Source organism: Marinicrinis sediminis (assembly GCF_042685085.1).
GTDB lineage: Bacteria > Bacillota > Bacilli > Paenibacillales > KCTC-33676 > Marinicrinis > Marinicrinis sediminis.
The window spans coordinates 173,277-193,222 of the sequence record NZ_JBHUMM010000005.1; the positions used below are offsets into that span (position 1 = coordinate 173,277).

The 19,946-nt window shown below is 47.4% G+C and carries 20 protein-coding genes; 8 read left to right on the forward strand and 12 right to left on the reverse strand.

What is annotated here, in order from left to right; all coding sequences use genetic code 11:
• Positions 1 to 26 precede the first annotated feature (26 nt).
• Positions 27 to 716: a DUF2225 domain-containing protein gene (locus tag ACFSUC_RS03830; protein WP_379928162.1), complete on the reverse strand. Its 690-nt coding sequence runs from the start codon at positions 714 to 716 to the stop codon at positions 27 to 29.
• 46 nt (positions 717 to 762) lie between these two features.
• Positions 763 to 1,152, reverse strand: coding sequence for a globin domain-containing protein (locus ACFSUC_RS03835; RefSeq protein ID WP_379928163.1), 390 nt, complete (start codon positions 1,150 to 1,152; stop codon positions 763 to 765).
• 214 nt (positions 1,153 to 1,366) lie between these two features.
• Here ACFSUC_RS03835 and ylbJ point away from each other — a divergent pair, with 214 nt between their 5' ends.
• Complete coding sequence (gene ylbJ, locus ACFSUC_RS03840; RefSeq protein ID WP_449288686.1) at positions 1,367 to 2,617, forward strand: sporulation integral membrane protein YlbJ; 1,251 nt, start codon at positions 1,367 to 1,369, stop codon at positions 2,615 to 2,617.
• 51 nt (positions 2,618 to 2,668) lie between these two features.
• Positions 2,669 to 3,496 carry an NAD kinase gene (locus ACFSUC_RS03845; RefSeq protein ID WP_379928165.1) on the forward strand — a complete coding sequence of 276 codons (828 nt, stop codon included), beginning with the start codon at positions 2,669 to 2,671 and terminating at the stop codon, positions 3,494 to 3,496.
• A gap of 113 nt (positions 3,497 to 3,609) precedes the next feature.
• Here the strand turns inward: ACFSUC_RS03845 and ACFSUC_RS03850 are convergent, their stop codons facing one another.
• The 4 genes from ACFSUC_RS03850 to lipA all read right to left on the reverse strand — a co-directional run bounded on the left by ACFSUC_RS03850 (position 3,610) and on the right by lipA (position 6,971).
• Positions 3,610 to 4,242 carry a type 1 glutamine amidotransferase family protein gene (locus ACFSUC_RS03850; protein ID WP_379928166.1) on the reverse strand — a complete coding sequence of 211 codons (633 nt, stop codon included), beginning with the start codon at positions 4,240 to 4,242 and terminating at the stop codon, positions 3,610 to 3,612.
• Positions 4,243 to 4,313: 71 nt separating this feature from the next.
• Positions 4,314 to 5,279 (reverse strand): helix-turn-helix transcriptional regulator, encoded by a 966-nt coding sequence (locus ACFSUC_RS03855; protein ID WP_379928167.1) that lies wholly within the window; start codon positions 5,277 to 5,279, stop codon positions 4,314 to 4,316.
• A gap of 320 nt (positions 5,280 to 5,599) precedes the next feature.
• Positions 5,600 to 6,022: a YutD family protein gene (locus ACFSUC_RS03860; RefSeq protein ID WP_379928168.1), complete on the reverse strand. Its 423-nt coding sequence runs from the start codon at positions 6,020 to 6,022 to the stop codon at positions 5,600 to 5,602.
• Between the two features lie 49 nt (positions 6,023 to 6,071).
• Positions 6,072 to 6,971 (reverse strand): lipoyl synthase, encoded by a 900-nt coding sequence (gene lipA, locus ACFSUC_RS03865; protein WP_379928169.1) that lies wholly within the window; start codon positions 6,969 to 6,971, stop codon positions 6,072 to 6,074.
• A gap of 156 nt (positions 6,972 to 7,127) precedes the next feature.
• Here lipA and larE point away from each other — a divergent pair, with 156 nt between their 5' ends.
• The 3 genes from larE to ACFSUC_RS03880 are packed head-to-tail and all read left to right on the forward strand — an operon-like array spanning position 7,128 to position 9,756.
• Entirely contained in the window at positions 7,128 to 7,976 is an 849-nt protein-coding gene (gene larE / locus ACFSUC_RS03870; protein ID WP_379928170.1) for an ATP-dependent sacrificial sulfur transferase LarE, read from the forward strand.
• A 1-nt stretch (position 7,977) separates the two neighbouring features.
• On the forward strand, positions 7,978 to 8,766 hold the full coding sequence (gene larB / locus ACFSUC_RS03875; RefSeq protein ID WP_379928171.1) for a nickel pincer cofactor biosynthesis protein LarB: 789 nt from the start codon (positions 7,978 to 7,980) through the stop codon (positions 8,764 to 8,766).
• A 51-nt stretch (positions 8,767 to 8,817) separates the two neighbouring features.
• Positions 8,818 to 9,756 (forward strand): LarC family nickel insertion protein, encoded by a 939-nt coding sequence (locus ACFSUC_RS03880; RefSeq protein ID WP_379928172.1) that lies wholly within the window; start codon positions 8,818 to 8,820, stop codon positions 9,754 to 9,756.
• 115 nt (positions 9,757 to 9,871) lie between these two features.
• Here ACFSUC_RS03880 and larC read toward each other — a convergent pair whose 3' ends face one another.
• The gene (gene larC / locus ACFSUC_RS03885) at positions 9,872 to 10,354 is read right to left on the reverse strand and encodes a nickel insertion protein (RefSeq protein WP_379928173.1); all 483 of its coding nucleotides are present in this window, start codon (positions 10,352 to 10,354) and stop codon (positions 9,872 to 9,874) included.
• Between the two features lie 133 nt (positions 10,355 to 10,487).
• Between larC and ACFSUC_RS03890 the strand changes: the two genes are divergently transcribed.
• Entirely contained in the window at positions 10,488 to 11,684 is a 1,197-nt protein-coding gene (locus tag ACFSUC_RS03890; RefSeq protein WP_379928174.1) for a M23 family metallopeptidase, read from the forward strand.
• Positions 11,685 to 11,792: 108 nt separating this feature from the next.
• Positions 11,793 to 12,140 carry a winged helix-turn-helix transcriptional regulator gene (locus ACFSUC_RS03895; protein WP_379928175.1) on the forward strand — a complete coding sequence of 116 codons (348 nt, stop codon included), beginning with the start codon at positions 11,793 to 11,795 and terminating at the stop codon, positions 12,138 to 12,140.
• A gap of 100 nt (positions 12,141 to 12,240) precedes the next feature.
• Here the strand turns inward: ACFSUC_RS03895 and ACFSUC_RS03900 are convergent, their stop codons facing one another.
• The 5 genes from ACFSUC_RS03900 to ACFSUC_RS03920 all read right to left on the reverse strand — a co-directional run bounded on the left by ACFSUC_RS03900 (position 12,241) and on the right by ACFSUC_RS03920 (position 17,899).
• On the reverse strand, positions 12,241 to 13,941 hold the full coding sequence (locus ACFSUC_RS03900) for a glycerol-3-phosphate dehydrogenase/oxidase (RefSeq protein ID WP_379928176.1): 1,701 nt from the start codon (positions 13,939 to 13,941) through the stop codon (positions 12,241 to 12,243).
• A gap of 164 nt (positions 13,942 to 14,105) precedes the next feature.
• Entirely contained in the window at positions 14,106 to 15,617 is a 1,512-nt protein-coding gene (glpK, locus tag ACFSUC_RS03905; protein WP_379928177.1) for a glycerol kinase GlpK, read from the reverse strand.
• 65 nt (positions 15,618 to 15,682) lie between these two features.
• The gene (locus ACFSUC_RS03910; protein ID WP_379928178.1) at positions 15,683 to 16,261 is read right to left on the reverse strand and encodes a glycerol-3-phosphate responsive antiterminator; all 579 of its coding nucleotides are present in this window, start codon (positions 16,259 to 16,261) and stop codon (positions 15,683 to 15,685) included.
• A 226-nt stretch (positions 16,262 to 16,487) separates the two neighbouring features.
• Entirely contained in the window at positions 16,488 to 17,390 is a 903-nt protein-coding gene (yunB, locus tag ACFSUC_RS03915) for a sporulation protein YunB (protein ID WP_379928179.1), read from the reverse strand.
• Positions 17,391 to 17,650: 260 nt separating this feature from the next.
• The gene (locus tag ACFSUC_RS03920) at positions 17,651 to 17,899 is read right to left on the reverse strand and encodes a hypothetical protein (RefSeq protein WP_379928180.1); all 249 of its coding nucleotides are present in this window, start codon (positions 17,897 to 17,899) and stop codon (positions 17,651 to 17,653) included.
• 851 nt (positions 17,900 to 18,750) lie between these two features.
• Here ACFSUC_RS03920 and ACFSUC_RS03925 point away from each other — a divergent pair.
• Entirely contained in the window at positions 18,751 to 19,782 is a 1,032-nt protein-coding gene (locus tag ACFSUC_RS03925) for a hypothetical protein (RefSeq protein ID WP_379928181.1), read from the forward strand.
• The last annotated feature ends 164 nt before the right edge of the window (positions 19,783 to 19,946 follow it).

Genomic DNA, 19,946 nt, shown 5'->3' on the forward strand with positions numbered 1-19,946 from the left:
ACGTTTCCTCATTCATCAATCATCAATCAGGCCTCTGCCTGCAATTTGTCCCGTTCCATATCCTCACGAACGACCGCCCATTGCTCCCGACAGGCTGCTATCATCGCTGCATCCATAATTTTCTGATCATTCACGACCCGGCTGAACCAGCGAATCGCTTCATTGTAATTTTTCAATCTGCGCTGCAATTCCCCTAACAAATACATCAGCTTGGCATTGTTGACACTGACACCTTCGATTTCATAGACCCGGATGTAGGCATCCAGCGCAAATTGCAGGAACCGCTTCTCCTGCTCATGTTGTTTGCGGTAGCGATAGAGCCACGCGATATGATGCAGCAAACCCGCAATCACCCGATCACTCTGCTGTGTAATCTGCGCGCACACCAGTGCGATCTTATAGGCGCTCATCGCGTCTTCCCACGTTCTTTCTCCGCCATAATCCCGGAAGGTCCAGTTGGCCGCGATCTTGTCAAAAAACTGTTTCTTCGCTGCCTCATTCCATTTGGCTTCGAAATTTTCCGTGTGGGCGTACCCACAGGTTGGACATACCTGTACGACATAGTATTCCGGATTATAGCGTTCATCCTCGTAATAATGGCAGAAATCACTGTCTCTCGACATCGCTTTCTTGAACTTCGGTCTGACTTTGGACGAATGATATGGGGTCTCGCACAATGAACATTGCTGCTGAATTGTATAGAGCGGCTCTACCATCCCTGTCAGCTCCTCTCCCTGTGGCTGGTTTAAATTCTGAACGGTATCAAGAACCGTCACGGTTGATAAAATGATAGGCGGGCGCAGACAGGCGCTCCAGAATCATTTTCTTCTTCTTGTCCTCCATGCCGATCTGCTCCAGCGCCTGTTTCATACAGCCGAGCCAGGCGTCTGCCCGTTCCTTGGTAATCGGAAATGGAAGATGTCTGGCTCGCATCATCGGATGCCCATAGGCATTCGAATAAAGAGGCGGGCCACCAAAAAATTGTGTCAGGAACAAAAACTGCTTATCTTGAACAGGCTCGATATCTTCTGGGAACAACGGGCCAATCTGTGGATTTTGCTGTACGATCGGGTAGAAGGCTTCCACCATTTTGCGAATGGTTTCTTCGCCGCCGATCCATTCATATAGAGATTCAGGGGGACGTTCCGTCATGCACATCGCTCCTCCAGCATTTATTTTTTTCATTATAGCACGGAAGCCTGTCCTTCGCATGACCCGCTCGGACAACCATTCATATTCCCCTCTCCCGTTTCATATACTGGGTAGCAATATACAACCGGACAACATGGTCTGACGATAGAATGGAGGATTCCTGTACGTGATCCGACAAGCTTATTCTGCTGCATATCTGTGCCTCTTTCTGACCATGACGGGCATGCTGGCCCTTTTCATTCTTTATCCCCAACCGCTGCTTCAGGCTTCCATGCAGGGTCTCGACATCTGGTGGGAGGTGCTCTTTCCTGCCCTGTTTCCGTTTCTCGTCATTTCGGAGCTGATGCTGGGCTTCGGTATCGTCCATTTCTTCGGCACCTTACTCGATCCCCTCATGCGTCCCCTGTTTCGGGTACCCGGACTGGGTGGATTTGTACTCGCCATGGGCTTCGCTTCCGGCTATCCGGTTGGTTCCCGCCTGACCGCCCAATTGCGGGAGCAGCAGTTGATCAGTCGAACAGAAGGCGAGCGGCTGATTTCGTTCACAACGACATCCGACCCCATTTTCCTGATTGGCGCCGTATCCGTCGGCTTTTTTCATCAGGCTGAAATTGCCGTAGTGCTTGCACTTGCCCACTATTCCGCTGCACTCCTGGTCGGCCTTCTATACCGCTTCTATGGAACGAACGAGAACAAGGTGCGACGAGCCAACTCGTGCAGGAACGATCATGCTCAGATCCAGCCTCCAAGGCCCATTCCCGATGACACACCGCCTTCCGGCTCTTTACTGCGTGAAGCCTTTATGGCCATGCATCGTTCCCGAATCATACAGAACAAACCCGTGGGCACCCTGCTGCGCGAATCCATCCAGTCCGCCGTCCAGCTTGTGATGGTGATTGGCGGACTCGTCGTATTTTTCTCGGTACTCATCGCATGCCTCGAAATCGTGCAGATCCTCGACCGCCTGTATGACATACTCGCCGTCTTGTTTGCATTCATTGCCCTGCCCGTTTCCTTCTCTGTTCCCATCGTTAGCGGACTGTTCGAGGTAACGCTAGGGGCGAAGCATGCAGGGAATTTGGCGGGAACCGAATCGCTTAAGCTGGCAAGCGCAACGGCAGCGCTCCTTTTATCCTGGGGAGGGTTGAGCGTCCACGCCCAGGTCGCCAGCCTGATCAATCGTACAGACATGCGTATGCGTCCCTTCATTGCTGCGCGGCTAATTCATGGTCTCCTTGCTTTTGTGCTCGTACTGCTTCTCTGGCCATTCACGCCTCACCTGGAGCATGTGCTGCTTCCGGTCTGGTCGCCTGATGCACAGTCTGCCTTCGCCGTATCCTTCACCAGCAGCCTGCAGGTGATACGCCTCTTCCTCTTCCTGTTGCTCGGCTTGCTCCTGCTCAGCTGGCTCATGCATCACATTCGCCGAATCGTTCACCTGCTGCGTCCGCCTACTTCCCGTTGAGTTCTGTCCGCAGATTCGATATGATGAGATGGAACAAGCGGTTAGGAGGAAATGAGTTTGAACTACTATGTATTGAGCCGAGGGGATGAAACCTCTAATTCCTTAAAAAAAGCGTTTGAAGCAATGGCTGAAGAACGTCACATGAAACAAGACGAAAAAAATCCCGACATTGTCATTTCCATCGGCGGAGACGGAACGATGCTACTGGCCTTTCATTCCTTCGTCGAACAGCTCGACCGCATTTCATTTGTAGGCGTACATACCGGACATTTAGGCTTTTATGCCGACTGGAAATCAGACGAACTTGAGACATTGGTGGAGCTGATGGCAAGTTCTCCCCAGTTGTTCTCTCACAAGATTGTGGAATACCCACTGCTGGATATCGAGATTACGACCCTTGACGGGCAATCCCATACGTACTATGCCCTGAATGAATGTACCTTGCGTGGGGGACGATCTACACTCGTAGCTGAACTGCATCTCAACGATACACCGTTTGAGATGTTTCGCGGGGACGGCATGTGCATCTCCACCCCGTCTGGAAGCACGGCCTATAACAAAAGCCTGGGCGGCGCGATCATCCATCCGGCTATCGAAACCATTCAAATTGCCGAGATGGCTTCGATCAACAACCGTGTTTTCCGAACGCTCGGTTCTTCCATGCTGCTTCCCAAGCATCACCACTGTGATATTTACCCGAAGACCAACCAGCCCTTGCAAATCTCAGTCGATCATATGCAATTGGAATTTGAAGCGGTCCAAACGCTGCGATGCAAAGTGGCCAGACAAAAGGTTCGCTTCGCCAGATATCGTCCTTTTCCATTCTGGAACCGCGTGAAAGAGGCCTTTATTGGCTCCAAGTACGACGAACAACGCTGAATCACAGTAAAAAAAGAAACATGCGGATTTACAACGATAAGGAAATATCAAATTAAAAAGCCCAACTTCTCTGCAAAACAAATAGAGAAAGTGGGCTTTTCTGTTACATTCGCTCAGCTATTTAATGAATTCATTAACTGGAAGAAGTATTCATCTTTATGAGTCTTATTGAGGTGATACCATGCATGTAATGTATCTGGTGCAAAGACATCTAGTTTTTTCAGAACTTCCATCGCAAATTCCAGAGGAGCTATTCCTGATGCCGTAACTAAATTCGCATCAGATATCGCAGATTCCACATCGTAGAATTTTTCTCCTTTATAGTTAGGACATACCATTTTCGTGTATGCTAAATGATTACTTGTATGTCTTCTAGTATCTAAGTATCCCCTATTCGCAAGGGCCTCAATTGCACCACAAATGGCAGCAACGATCGTGCCATTCTTTAAAGCTTGTCCAATTGATTCCAAGATAGGTTGATGGATGTCTTCATTCCAAGTAGTCCCTCCTGGTAAAATTAATAGATCTTTATGCTCAAAAGTATATTCATCCAGAGAAATATCTGGTTTTATATTCAGTCCTCCCATCGTCGTAATCATTTCTTTATTAGCGCCTACAGTCATTACTTTCAAGGGTGCTACATTTTTTTTGAAATATCTGCCTGAGTTTAGTTCAGCAGTTAAATATCCATATTCCCAGTCCGACATTGTATGAAATACATATAGAAAAGCTTTTTTTGTTTGCATCCAATAGCACTCCAATCACGATTGATGTAGCCATTATATAATAGCTTCACTGACAGTTAGCGTCAGTGAAGTTATGATTCTTGATGAAATTTTATTAAGTCCGACAGAACTTCAACAAGTTTTTTCTTCAGACTTACTGGCTCCATCACTTTAATCGATTTATTGTACGGCAAAAGTAAATAAGGTACATATGTATGTACGATATCTTTTTCAAGAAGAAAAACGGCTTGATTTGAAGTCCGTTCATGTACATAATGTCCTAAAAACCAATGTTGGCAAATATCAGCCAATGCACTTTTATCCCCACTAATAACCAAAGAAATCATCCCTTCCTTATCTTCCATAGCTGGTAGATGATTTTTCATAAAGAAGTCACGTGCTGAAAAATTTTCTGGCCGGTTAAACTTATTTTCGGTTAATATGAGACTTTCAATTCGATCTACTCTAAAACTACGGATATCATTTCTAAGATGACAAAATCCAATCACATACCACTTATGATTCCAATAGAGAATTTTGTACGGATCGACCATTCTATAATTGAATTCCTTTTCGCCACTTTTATGGTAAACCATTTTTACTGAGTACCTGTTAGCTAAGGCCTGCTCCAACTCCTTCAAAAAAGATTCCATGGAGAGAGAACTTACTCGACTTATGACTTCAAGACTATCAAAATGTTGATTTACCTTTGTTTCCTGCTGTTTGTTTGCGTATTTACTTAGTTTTGAAGTGGCCCTATTGAGTGCTTCACCTCCATAATATCCGGCTTCTTCTGCAAAAACAGCCGCATGGTATAGTGAAGTTTGCTCCTCAAAATCAAAAAAAAGAGGAGCCTCAATAAAATTGTTCAATAAAGTGTATCCACCGTTATGTCCTGGTTCAGAAATGATAGGGACGCCACTTGTTGAAATGGTATCCATATAACGATACACCGTTCTTATGTTCATTTCTAATTTTTCTGAGATTTGTTTTGCGGTTATTTTTTCACCTGAACGCAGCATCCATATCATCGCCAACATATTGTCGATTTTAGGCATATCCTTTCACCTCTATATTAAATATATTTCCAATTTCGAGTGTAACTCATCCACTATTTTTCCGATCGTTTTCTAGACGAGCTTTTCTTTGGGAGTAAATTACCTTCTATGATCTGTCATCCAACTAAGCATACTCCTTTTTGCTGTCTAGATTATAGCTGCTAGTTCAAGGTTTAGCACTACTGGTATTGTAATTGTGTTTCTTAAATGTCAGCTTTAAATGACTACAAAAAACGGCGACCTCTCCAGATCTTAGATCAGGCAGAAGGTCGCCGTTTCGTATTTACATGTTTCACACGGTTGTTTCTGGCACGCTCTTGTCAGGCGTGTTGTTTTTGCGAGGATTTGTCCGGCTTTTCCGATTTGCCAGACCGATCTGCTTTCTCCCGGCGATCTGAAGAACGATGGTGTCTGCCACCTTCACGTCCTTCGCGCCCCTCCCTGGAAGGTCGCTCTTTCTTGGGCTCTTCCATCCGCTTCAACACGAAGTAGGCACAGCCGAAATTGCAGTATTCCAGCAAGTAATCTTCAAGCTGATCGAAGGTATTCTGGTCTCTCGGAACCTGCTTGCCTGTATGCTCTTTGTGAAAGCCTTTCAGGCGAAGCTGGTTGTAGCCCCAGTCCCCGACAATGTATTCGTACTTGTCCAACACTTCACTGTAGCGATCCCGAAACGCTTCCGCATTCCATCCGTTTCGGTGATCCTTCAACAGTTCATATTGCTTGCCACCCAATTGAATCAATCGTTTCCCCTCCATCTCACACTGCGGTTCAGTTGAAGGGAAGATTCAGCTATGCCTGCTCCGCTGCAATCGTACGATCTGCGGCTTCCTTTTGTTCATGAGCATGGTATGAGCTTCTGACGAGCGGGCCGGATTCCACGTGACTGAATCCTCTCTTCAAGCCTTCTTCCTTCAGTGCTTCGAACTCTTCAGGTGTATAATATTTTTCAATCTTCAGATGATGTCTGGTTGGCTGCAGATACTGCCCAATTGTTAAAATGTTGCAATCTACGGCTCGCAGGTCATCCATCGTCTGCAAAATATCTTCCCAGGTTTCTCCTACCCCGATCATGATACTGGACTTTGTCGGAATTTTGGGCGCGTACGCTTTAGATGTCCGAAGCAGTCCCAAGGTTCGGGCATACTTCGCTTTGGAACGAACCCGATCTGACAATCTTTCGACGGTTTCTACATTGTGATTCAGCACATCGGGCTTCGCATCGAGCACCTTTTCCAGCGCCTCTGCATTTCCCATGAAATCCGGGATCAGCACCTCCACGCTGCATAAAGGCAGCTTTTCACGAACGGCCTTGACCGATTCTGCAAAAATACTTGCCCCGCCATCACGAAGATCATCTCTGGCAACAGAAGTAATGACACAATGGTTCAGGCCCATCTGCTCTGCTGCTTCTGCCACACGCTGCGGCTCCTGGAGATCCAGTTCTGTAGGCAGTCCGGTATTGACCGCACAAAATCGGCATGCACGCGTGCATGTATCGCCCAAAATCATAAAGGTTGCGGTACGGTTCGCCCAGCATTCGTGGATATTCGGACATTTCGCTTCTTCACACACGGTATGAAGCGTCTTCGACCGCATCATCTGCTTTAATTCCTTGAATTCTTTGAATTCATCTCCGGACGTCAATTTTATCTTTAACCAGTCCGGCTTGCGCTTGGTAGTAAGTGCCATGTTTATCGCCTGCCTTACGGTTCAGTATGAATGTTCTGTCTCATTCTCCCATCCTATCTTCGTATTATAACATGTTTGCCCTAACATTCCACATCGTCGCCCGTTTCTGTTAAGATAAGTTTAACAGCGTATGACATTCATGGAGGAGGAATATCGATGAATCAACCCTTATCCTTACAGGAGAAAGATGCCCGATTAGGTTCGATTTTAAGAGAAATGGGAAGCGCGCTAGTCGCTTTTTCCGGGGGCGTAGACAGCACCTTTGTTTTACTTCGTGCGAAGCAGGAACTTGGGGATAACGTCGTCGCCGTCGTGGCAGCCTCCGAAACATTTCCGAGCAGGGAATTCGATGCCGCGGTTCAGCTGGCACAAGACCTTGATGTGAAGCTTATCAAGACCGAGGTACAAGAGCTGGAAAATGCCGATTTTGTGAAAAACGATCCCAGTCGCTGCTATCATTGCAAAACCGGACTCTATGTCCATTTGAAAAATATGGCCGCGGAGCATGGCTACCCATACATTCTCGACGGCTCCAATGTCGATGACCTCGGTGATTACCGTCCCGGGTTAAAAGCAAAAAATGAACAGGGCGTGCGCAGCATTTTGCAGGAAGCAGGCATGACCAAGGAGGAGATCAGACAGCTGTCCAAAGAGCAGGGTCTGCCTACCTGGAACAAGCCTTCCTTTGCCTGCCTGTCCTCCCGTATTCCTTACGGGACCAAGATCGAGAAGCATAAAATTGATCAACTTGATGCAGCAGAGGAATACTTGCTGAAACTTGGCCTGTATCAGGTGCGTGTTCGTCATCATGATGAGATTGCCCGAATTGAAGTCATGCCGGAGGAAATCAGCAAGCTGCTGGAAGCGCGTGAAGAGATCCATCAAACCTTTACGAAGCTCGGGTTCAAATATGTCACCCTTGACTTGCAAGGCTATCGAACAGGCAGTATGAACGAGGTGCTTGATCGTAACGTCTATGCCTCACAGACAGGAGAGTCCAACTGACATGTCCATATCCCAATTTCTCAAAGAATTTGAAGCCGGATTGCTGACCATGACGCAATTGCAGGAAAAGCTGGAGAGCTATACCGCAGCGCTTCAAAAAGGCGTAGTCGAAATAAACGAGGCAGGAACCCATCTTGACGTGAATCGCGAGCAAAGACTTGGATTCCCGGAAGTCATCTATGGAGAAGGAAAAACAGCGGAGCAGATTCTAAACATTATGAACCGACTGAGTGAATATACCGATCGCATTCTTGCTACCCGCGTCGATGCGGAGAAGGGTGCGTACGTGCTGTCGCAATTTCCTGAAGCACAATATGATGAAGTCGGCCGCACCCTCACTTGGCGCAAGCACCCCGTCACGGAAGCAACCGGTTTGTACGGGAAAGCAGCCGTCGTCTGTGCGGGTACCTCCGATCTGCCAGTAGCTTCAGAAGCTGCGGCTACTGCGGCCATTATGGGGTGTGAGGTGATCCGCATTCATGACGTCGGGGTTGCCGGAATTCATCGCCTGTTTGCCAAGCTTGACCAGATTCGCGAAGCGGATGTCATCATCGTCGTGGCCGGCATGGAAGGCGCACTGGCCAGTGTGCTGGGCGGTTTGGTTGACAAACCGATGATCGCAGTGCCGACCTCCATTGGCTATGGCGCTCACTACGAAGGTCTGGCAGCGTTATTGTCCATGCTCAATTCCTGTGCGCCCGGCGTTACCGTCGTAAATATTGACAATGGTTTCGGAGCCGGGTATGCAGCGGCTACCATCTTGAGAAATCGTGGCAACGTACAACCATAATCCGTTTCCCATCACCCCGATGGGTCACGCATCCTAAGGAGATCCAGTGAAATGAAGATTTTATATCTCGATTGCTTCTCCGGCATCAGCGGAGATATGTTTCTGGCCGCACTAATTGATGCTGGTGCAGATGTCTCATATATCAAGCAAGAGCTTGGCAAGCTGAATTTGAGTGGATTCGAGCTGCAAACGAAAAACGTCGTGAAGAATGGCATTACCTCTGTGAAGGCAGACGTCGTGGTCACAGAGGCAGCCGCTCACACCCATCATCGTCACTACACCGACATCGTGCAGCTGATCGAACAGGCCAATCTGGCACCTGACGTCACCGCAACCGCGCTCGATATCTTTCTTCGCATCGGAAAGGCGGAAGGAAAGATTCACGGCATCCCGCTCGAAAAGGTTCACTTCCATGAAGTTGGCGCCGTAGACTCTATCGTAGATACGGTAGGCGCTGCCCTCGCTCTCCATTCGTTGCAGGTAGATCGGGTGCTCTCCTCTCCGATCCCGATGGGCTCCGGCTTTGTCCGATGTGATCACGGTCTTTATCCGGTTCCCGCGCCAGCCGCGCTGGAGATTATGAAAGGACTGCCCCTTGCCCATTCGGTGCACAAAGCAGAATTAACCACACCGACCGGAGCAGGCATTGCGGCTTCCCTCGTACATGACTGGATGGAAGCCATGCCGCACATGAAGGTGACAGCAATTGGCTATGGGGCAGGCACACGTGATCTGCCGCAGCAGCCGAATGCACTTAGATCCGTGATAGGAGATACGACTGCCGCCAATCTCGAGCTGGCTATTCAAAGGGAACAGAACAGGCACCAGCAGAATCACGCCCATCATCATGCACATGATCATGAGCACCATCATCATTCACACAACCATTCAGATGACCATGCTCATCACCATCATGATCATACTCACGATGGAGAGCACTCCCATCACCATCATCATGACCATGGTCATGATCATAACGAACATCCATAACGCGATCCTTTATTGCTTCAAGCCGGCCTCCTATAACAAGAGGCCGGCTTGATTTTGTTGACAGCACCGCGAATTAACCCTCTCCATGCGCAGAATTTTCGACTGCCTCACGGCATTATTGCGCTCCCTGCTGCTCTGCGTATTTGCGTCTGACTTCTTCATATACCTGCTTCAATGGAACGCCTGCCTGCCTGGCAATGCGTTCACAATCCGCAAATTCCGGTGCAAACTGGACGACTTCCCCTTCATAAATGCCTGCTTTAACCGTCACACTTCCCCAAATCGTTTCTACCTGTTCCATTACTCTGCCTAATCGATGAACGGTACATTTCTGATAGCGAATGCCCAGTGTCGTCGTTTCCCGAAAAATAATTGCCTCCATTTGCCCCAGTTTCGTCTCGGAAACAAGAACGTTCAGCATCATGCCTGGACGTCCTTTCTTCATGATAATCGGAATCCAATAGACGTCATTGGCCCCAGCTTCAAACAATCGGTCCATCACATAAGAGCTGTGCTCCGGATTCATGTCATCCAGATTGGCCTGCAACACAATCATATCTGGGTCCACATGCTCCTCAGCATGATTAAATGATGCCATGGCGTCGCCTCCATCTCACCTTATTTTCCCCATCATAGCAGAAACATCCCTGCACATACATAAGCAGCGAGCAAGAAGGAGAAAATAACCGACAGCATCGAGCTGTCATTTACTGATTTGGAGGGATTCATTTATGAGACCATACATAGCCTTCATCCGCATGCCGCTGTTACTATTGAGCGTAACGGCATTCTTGCTGGCACAGCCGGGACAAGCGTCCGCATCCCTGTTAACGAAAACTTCCTGTTGTACGAATCCACAATCCGTGGAAGCGACCCATGGCACCGCTATCGTGATCACTGATTCGACGAACCAACCCCAACCGTCTGCAAAAACCGCCATACCGGGGAAACAAAGCGGCATCCAAAGCATGACAAGCAGTTCTGGTAAATCCAATAAAGACGACCCCTCTCAATCTCCCATGTATGCCCGGCGAATGCTGATTGAGGACATGGCACTGGTAACCGGCATCCCCTGGTATCAGCTCGCTGCTGTCGATCAATATGAACGCACACGCAGCCAGACCCATCCGAAGAAATATCCGAAGCGGGACGGATTGATCGCGATCCAATTCTCAGAAATTCAATGGTCGGGTCTGTTCAATCCCGATCAAGCTGATCATCAGCCTGAAACCATCGAACTGTTCGGGGGAATCGGGCAGGATGGGGACGGAGATGGCAAGGCTGAGAGAAGCAATGACGCAGATGTCCTGTATACGATGGCCCGTTTACTGCTGGATAGCGGAATGAGCAAGGAAGATTTTCCTGCAGCCGTCTGGAACTATTACCAGAATGACCGCATCGCCAGACGCATCAACCAGTTTGCACGCATTTATCAACACTTCGGCTCCATCGATCTGTCGAGGCACGCCTTCCCCGTCCCGATTACGTCCCAATATTCCTATCGCAGCACCTGGGGGGCTGCCCGTGGATGGGGAGGCAGACGCATTCATGAAGGCACAGATATATTCGCCGGCTATGGCGTCCCCGTTCGGAGCACCACATACGGGGTCATCGAGATTATGGGGTGGAACCGGTATGGCGGCTGGCGCGTAGGCATCCGGGACATTAACAACATCTATCACTACTATGCTCACCTCTCCGGCTTCAACAAGCAATACAAGGCTGGCGATATCGTGCAGCCCGGAGAAGTCATTGGCTGGGTAGGCAGCTCGGGCTACGGAAAGCCTGGCACTTCGGGCAAATTTCCTCCACACCTGCACTATGGATTATACCGAGACAATGGCTACAGTGACTGGTCTTTTGACCCCTACCCTATGCTGAAACGGTGGGAAAGAGCTGAATACAAGGCAAGACGCAAAGCAAAATAACCGATAAAACCTTAACGTTCTGCTAAATGGCAGACCAGGCGCAAGCCTTGAATTCTCGAACGGATGTAGTAAAATGTGATTAACGCTGATGGACGAGAAGGTGAGCGCATGCTTGAACATAATGGCAAAAAATTCGTGTGTCACATCGATTGGGGAATGGAACTCGTACGTGGGAAATGGAAATCTGTCATTCTATGTCATCTCAGCGATGGACCGAAACGATTTCTGGAGTTGCAACGCATTACGAGCGGGGTCAGCCAGAAAGTGCTGACACAAAAGCTGAACGAGATGGAGCAACATGGGCTGATCCTCAAAAAAACGTACCCCGAGGTCCCTCCCAGAGTCGAATATGAGCTTACAGAGCTGGGAAAAGAACTCTTTCCCGCGCTCCAATTGCTGGAGTCATGGTCGATCAAATACTTTGACCAAGTGACGCAAGAGAGTGTGAAACCATAACCACCAAAAATTCATGCACTTGCTAAACTGCATGGAGCTAAGCATAGAAAAGGGTTGCTTCCGCAGACAGGTTCGACTGCGAAAGCAACCCTTTCGTGTTCTACTGGCCTGATCGTGCCTCTTGGATCTGTTCCTCAACCGTTTGTTGCGCTTGCCGCGCCTGTTCGTCTGTCCACCCAAACTGCTGTTGAAATTCAGCAACGACCCTTTCCTTGTTCCGCTGAACCGCATCCATCTCAAAAAATAATGCGCCTGTTCGTCTGCACAGAAAATCCATCGGCCTCATCACCATCTCATGCTCGAAGCTATAAGCCAGTTCTGTCAGCAATACGGCCTGCTCCTGCTTGGCAAGCTGTTTATATCGCGCCAGGACATCCTCTATATTAGAACCGTACCGCATGACCCATCGTTTCGCCACTTCCTCAGACAATCCTAACGACTTCACCCGCTCCGTCTTCTCTCGAATAAAGCGCGGGAAACCTTGTGAACCGCCAACCTCTCCACCGGACAGCGCCATATTTTTCGTACGGCAAGCAGGCAGATCATGCAAACTTTTCCCGCTCCAACGGTGACCTGTTGATTCCGTCAGCAGCTTCTGTACGAGGGTCACGACCTGCTCGGCCATTTTCCGATATCCTGTCAACTTGCCGCCTGCAATAGAGATCAGACCGGAATCGGAGACGAAAATCTCATCTCTGCGGGAAATTTCCGACGGGTCTTTACCCTCCTGATGAATGAGCGGTCTCAGACCGGCCCAACTGGACTCCACATCCTCCGGCTTTAACTGGACAGAGGGAAACATATCTGCAATACATTGAAGCAAATAATCCCGATCAGCTTCTGTCATGACAGGCTTTGCGATGTCTCCCTTGTAATTGGTGTCCGTCGTGCCGATATAGGTTTTTCCATCTCTCGGTATGGCAAATACCATTCGTCCGTCAGACGTATCGAAATAGACGGCCTGCTGCAACGGAAACTTGACCTGATCCACAACAATATGAACGCCTTTGGTCAGTCGCAATGTTTTGCCTTTCTTGGAACCATCCTTCTCGCGCAACGTGTCCACCCAGGGACCGGCTGCATTGACAATACGGTGTGCATAGATGTCATGACTTTCACCGGTCAACTGGTCCTCAGCCTGTATACCGATCAGACGGTCCCCTTCATAGATGAGTTCCTTCGCCTTGAGATGATTGCTGGCATAGGCTCCGTTCTCCACCGCCTTTTTCATCACTTCGATCGTTAACCTGGCATCATCCGTCCGGTATTCAACATAATAGCCGCCTCCAAGTAAATCCTCATCCTTGAGCAGCGAGCACCGCTCCTTGACCTGGGCAGCGGACAGCATCGATCGCCGTTCTTCCTTTTTAACACCTGCCAAATAATCATAGAATCGAAGCCCAACCGAAGTCGAAAACTTGCCGAAGGTGCCTCCCTTGTAAATCGGAAGCAGCATCCACTCCGGAATCGTAACGTGAGGGGCATTCTCGTACACAACCGCCCGTTCCTTGCCTACCTCAGCCACCATTTTCACTTCGAACTGCTTCAGATACCTCAGTCCGCCGTGAATCAGCTTGGTAGAACGACTGGACGTTCCCTCTGCGAAATCCTGCATTTCAATCAGTCCCACGGACAGGCCTCTTGTTACACCATCGAGTGCGATCCCTGCGCCCGTAATGCCGCCTCCAATGACCAGGACATCCAGCTTGTTCGCTTTCATTCGCTCTATATGTTCCGCTCGTGACGATGCGGAAAAGGCAAGCGCCCCTACTTCTGCTGTTGTTGCTGCTGTTTGATTCATGCCATCTCCTCCTGTTCATATCCCGATCCCGTTCGAAAAAAATACCGTGCGATAAAAAAAAGCGCAGAATACCCTACCCCTTTTCGGATAGAGTTGCTGCGCGGCTTCTCTGCGTCTCTGGCCCCTGATGAACTTGTATCATGCTGCAGCTGTTCCTGCGGGAATCAGCTCTCGACCGGCTTGAAATAAATCGCAGCTTCCACGGCCTTTTTCCATCCTGTATATCGGGTCTGTCTCAACCCTTCATCCATGCGACATTCAAAATCACGATCCAATCGCCATAGCTGTTCAATCTCTTCCCGGTCTTTCCAGAATCCGACAGCCAGTCCAGCCATATACGCAGCGCCCAAAGCCGTCGTTTCCTTCACCATCGGTCTCTCTACCTTTACCGCCAGCATATCGCTCTGAAACTGCATAAGCAGATCGTTATGTGAAGCACCGCCATCGACCCGCAATGTTTTCAGGTGAATGCCCGAGTCTTCCTCCATCACAGACAGCACATCCTTGGTCTGATAAGCCATCGATTCCAGCGTGGCCCGGACGAAGTGCTCCTTGTTGGTTCCTCTTGTCAGACCGAATATCGCGCCTCTGACCTCGCTGTCCCAATAAGGGGTACCAAGGCCAACAAAGGCCGGCACGACATATACACCTTCTGTGGACGCGACCCTGGCAGCGTAAGCTTCACTGTCACTTGCGGACTTGAGCATGCGCAGTCCGTCTCTCAACCATTGGATCGCTGATCCTGCTACGAATATGCTTCCTTCCAGCGCGTACTCCACCTTTCCATTCATGCCCCAGGCAATCGTGGTCAACAGGCCGCGCTTGGACTGAATCGCTTCCTCACCGGTATTCATCAGCATGAAGCAGCCGGTGCCGTAGGTGTTCTTGGCCATACCTGCTTCGAAGCAGGCCTGACCGAACAGGGCCGCCTGCTGGTCGCCCGCAGCCGATGCAATTGGGATCGACTGACCGAAGAAATGGTACGGCTCTGTCTTCCCGTACACCTCTGACGAAGGTCTGACTTCCGGCAGCATGGAGGCAGGAATCTGCATAATATCCAGCAATTCCTCGTCCCATTCCAGCGTATGAATATTGTACAGCAGCGTACGGGATGCATTGGAATAATCTGTCACATGGGTCTTGCCGCCCGTGAGCTTCCAAATAATCCAGGAATCAATCGTCCCGAACAGCAGATCCCCTCGCTCGGCCTTTTCACTGGCCCCTTCCACATGATCCAGAATCCACCTGATTTTTGTCGCTGAGAAGTAAGAATCTATTAACAGTCCGGTTTTGGCTTTGAACGTATCTTCATGCCCCTGTTCCTTTAACGTCTCACAAATCTCTGCTGTTTGACGCGACTGCCACACGACCGCATGATAGATGGGCCAGCCGGTCTGTTTATCCCATACGACTGTCGTTTCGCGCTGATTTGTAATCCCGATAGCCTTAATCTGATCGGGCTGAATATGACATTCTGACAGCACGTTATTAATCACGCTCATGACCGATACCCAGATTTCATTGGCATTGTGCTCAATCCAGCCCGGTTTCGGAAAATACTGCGTAAATTCCTGCTGTGCCGTACCCTTTATCTGTCCATCGTGATTAAATACGATGGCTCGTGTACTCGTGGTCCCCTGATCCAGGGCCAAAATATAGCCTGCATGCTCCCCCATGCTTCACAACCGCCTTCCTCTTGTCTGTTTCCTCTCCCACTGTCTTGCAGCGCTGCTGGATGCGCCTATGGATGATAAGCCTTCCACAGCTCAACGCGTGACGTCGTAACTGCGGCAGCGCCAGCTTCCAGCGCTTGTTCAATCTGCTCCTGCGTCTCAATCAGACCGCCTGCAATGACAGGGAGCCGAGTCTCCTGATGTACTTTCTCGATCATATGCGGAATGACGCCAGGCAGCACCTCGATCACATCCGGCTTCGTTTTCTCCACCAGGCGAATCGCTTTTTGCAGCGCCGAGCTGTCCAGCAGAAACATGCGCTGCACGGAAATCAGCTTGTTCTGCTTGATCTTCGGTACGGTCGATCCTCGCGTGGTGATCACGCCGTCTGGACGAATGGTCTGACTGACAAATTCAGCCCCAAATTCATCGCTCTTCAGACCTTGAACGAGATCAAGGTGAACCAGAATACGCTTGCCATGCTTTTGCGTACTGCCGACGATGCTTTTCAGCTGATTGATGTGGGAATCGAGCAAGATAATCGTCTTGTAGTCCATTTCCCACAACTTCTCCAAATCTTTTAATTTCCTTGCTGCCGGGATGATTCGCTGCGCTTGGATCATCTTCAGCTGTGTGCCGAGTTCCATGCCTGTCACATCCTTTGTCATATCGAAAAAAAAGAGACTCAAGCCACAGCCTGCATAGACACAATATCTCCTATAGGCGTATGACGTGAATCTCTCGGACTCCTTCACGAATATTAACTTATTCTTATTGTAAACGCTTTTTCACAACTCTGTCAACCGTATGTGTGAGCCATCCCACAGCCTCTCTCAAACTTGCATGTTGCTCTGCTTCACTCTCCCCTGACTGTCACGTAAAATGTGCTGTTTCTCCCTCTCTTTCTCCCTTTCTATCTCCTTCCTCTCTGCGCAGTTCGGTGCTCACCGGCAGCTCCAGCGCTTCTTCTCCAGGTATAGCCTTGTTGCCGGAAGAAGGAGAAGATTCCGGAGCGGTCTCCGAATCGGATTCCGGACTCACGCTCGGAAGCGACAGAGTCGGAGGCAGCACGTCTGACGTATGCGGCGTATCCACCGGATGACCCTTGTTGTCAAAATAATACATGGGCACATCTCCGACGACGAGCAGATAGGAAATGGGTACTTCCGTGGATACCAGTTCCGGTTCGGTATCAAAGGGAATGATAATCGTCACTTCTGTCATAATTCGAATGAACACTTCGACGAGCAGCATATTGATGCCTGCGTCCTTTTGCTTCGTATCCAGATCTACCTTCACGGCACCCGCCGGAACAAATTTTACCTTGATCTCCGGACCAAAGGAAGACAGGATGGCACTGTCAAAGGCCTGACCGATCGGCACATGCTCGGGAATTTTTTGCAATGTATTCAGCGTATTTTGCACTACACTGACAGTATCTGCTGTAATTTTCATGTGCTCGGCATAGTTCAGCATAAAGCCGGTTACCTTCCCGTTCCGATCCAGCTTCCAGTCAATCAGCTTCTCAAAATTGGTCGCCTGCGAGATTTTTTCCGTGATCGCCGTATTGATCGCCTGTGTCGCCATCTGCTTGACCCGGACCTTCGCCACACTCAGAATGGCCGGCTTCAGGTTGCGCTCGATAAAAACAAAACTTTGAAAGCTGAGAAAGACCGCAATCACCAGAGCAAAGAAAAAAATACGCCGTTTCTTCAGCTTGGTCGGCTTGCGACTCCTCCATCCTCTCTGACTTTTCCATCTTCTGCGGCGAAACAAACTCATACCCCCTCTGAAGCCTGTTTCGTAACGCGTGCGCGCTTGCACATAACCGTTCGTTGTTAATCAATGTATGCATGACCACCTTCCCTTAGCCCTGCAAATTGTCACACCAAGAACATGCAGGAAGTACAACGGATTCTAGCCGGTTTTTCAGCCTTCTCCAATAAATAAAGCGTTTACATAACATATGCCCTGATTTTGTCATCGTCACCGATTCATCACCGATTCATAATAGGGAGTAAAATCGGCTCTTTCGGTCAATAACGACGATAAAAAACCAGGGCAGAATAGAATTGTTTCACTTCTTCTACAGCTTCTTTATGCAGAGGGATTTTCTTGTCCTTCAAATACGCCAGTTCCTCTGAGGCATCCGTCACCTTCATGGAAGGGGAACAAGCGGGTTTTCCCATTTTACAAGACAGCGCCCATGCAGTATTCAAATTCAGGAAACTTGCACACAAGAAAATCAACAAAAACATTATTGTGCCTAATCCTAACTTCTTCATCACACTACCTTCTCCTCGTACTTAGACGAGAAGTTTGGTGTGAAAGGTTGCACCTGTCCGTTATGCAATACGGCTCGATTTATTATGTATCCTATCATACCTTCTTCAAATCTTCTTCAAAATAGGGATACTCCATGTAAAGTTGAATTATATTCACATTTTCTTTTGTCGTAATGGACTCTATGAATTCCCGATCTGACAGGATGGTCATGCCTCTATCGTTTCTTACTATCTTTTTGTTTGAGCCAAGATCCCAAGTCAGTTCCTCCAAAAAGATTCAGTTTTTTGAGCCAAGTCACTGCATTATGAAAGCCTGAAAAATTTAGTGTCGTCATGTCATCAAAAATCACCAACGCAATTTTCGTGTATCCATATATTTTCAGTCACATCCGTTTTTTTCTTGTTACTTTCTTCATACTGAGTATATAATTGATGTAACCTATAGAAAAGTGTCAGCTAAATCATTGTTAATTTGGGATTGCACAAGAAATAGAATTTTCAGTACAAAATCAGTTTGAAATCATTTCCTTTCCAAATTATAAATTTTAGTAGAAATATTTCTCTGCCGATATTTGTTTTTATAAACTCCTCGTAAAAGTCTACTTAATTATAAATATAACTTTATATTTATTATCATTTATTGATTATCACATTTTTATTAACTTTCGTACGTGTCTTTGAAAAAATCCTTGTTATTGATTCGACAAATTAAGATTATTACTACTTGCCTATATAAAAGAATAGTCTATACACGATAGAATTGCTCAAGCAATATTCTGAGTCGAGGTTAAAATAAAGGAGGAAATTTAATTATTATTGGTCTTTAATATCAATCCAATTGGAGGTGTAACTTGAAAAAAGCCGTCTATCGTTTTCTTGTTAAAGCTCATCCCAATCTAAATCACAAGAAATATTACCCTTGGAACCTAGCAGAAATATGTTTATTAATTGGGGAAGATGAAAAAGAAAATGCACTTTCTAAAGCAGTCGACAAACTTCAACGTGAAAATTGGATTCAAATATCAGAAATGCACAAGGATATTTTAATTGAAGAAAGAGTTATTGCATTGGGTGGGGAATTATTAGAACAATATTATAGAGCAAAGCAGGGCGAAAATATATTTCTTGTTTTCACAGAGAATTGGACCGGTTTTAAAGATAGCCCTCCAATCTCAATTCCAAAATTAACTGAAGCATTTATGGACAAAGTCATCTTAAGAGCAGGAGGCAAGAGGCTAGATTATATAAGCAAAAAAATGAAAAAGAATGCTGATTATATCATTGGAGATTATATTATCGAGTTAAAAATTCTTGAAGAAGAACGCTTATTTAAAGAATCCGTTAAAACTAAACTAGCCAATCTATTGGGTGTTCCAGAAAACAAATATGTTTCACTAAACCATCAAGACATTCCAGCGGACAAATATAATTTATACTTAAATGTTTTCCGTGAGCCAATTCAAGATGCTATTAAATCTGCTTCAAAGCAAATAAAATCAACCAAAGAAATCCTAAATAATGACAAATTAAAAGGTGGCATTATATTTATAAATAACGGAACGACCAGCACGCCACCAGAAGTATTTTTAGAGTGTGTCAGCAGATCTATCAAAAACAATACTTCTCAAATTGACACTAATATTACAATTTGCAATTGGCTTGAAACAAATGGATCTGATTCTTACTTCATGTACCAGATACATCCCTTGGAACCAGTCGGCATACAAAAAATCATTTCTGAATCATTCGATAATGAAATGGACGCTTTTATGAATGATTGGGGGAAATCTGGTTTTCCTCAAACAGAAGAAATGTTAGAGCCACTATTTAATATTTCATATGAGAAATATGGAATTGTATTTACTCGGTATGGCTCATATTAACTTCAATTTCCGCTTTGCATATTCAAAATCCAGTGGAACTGGGTCTGTCAATAATTTTGTGTAAACTCATTTATAAGGAATCTCCCATAAGGGAGATTGACCTGATGATTCAGGGTAAATGCTGACCAATACGCTCTGGATAGAAAACGGATAGCTGGAGAAGG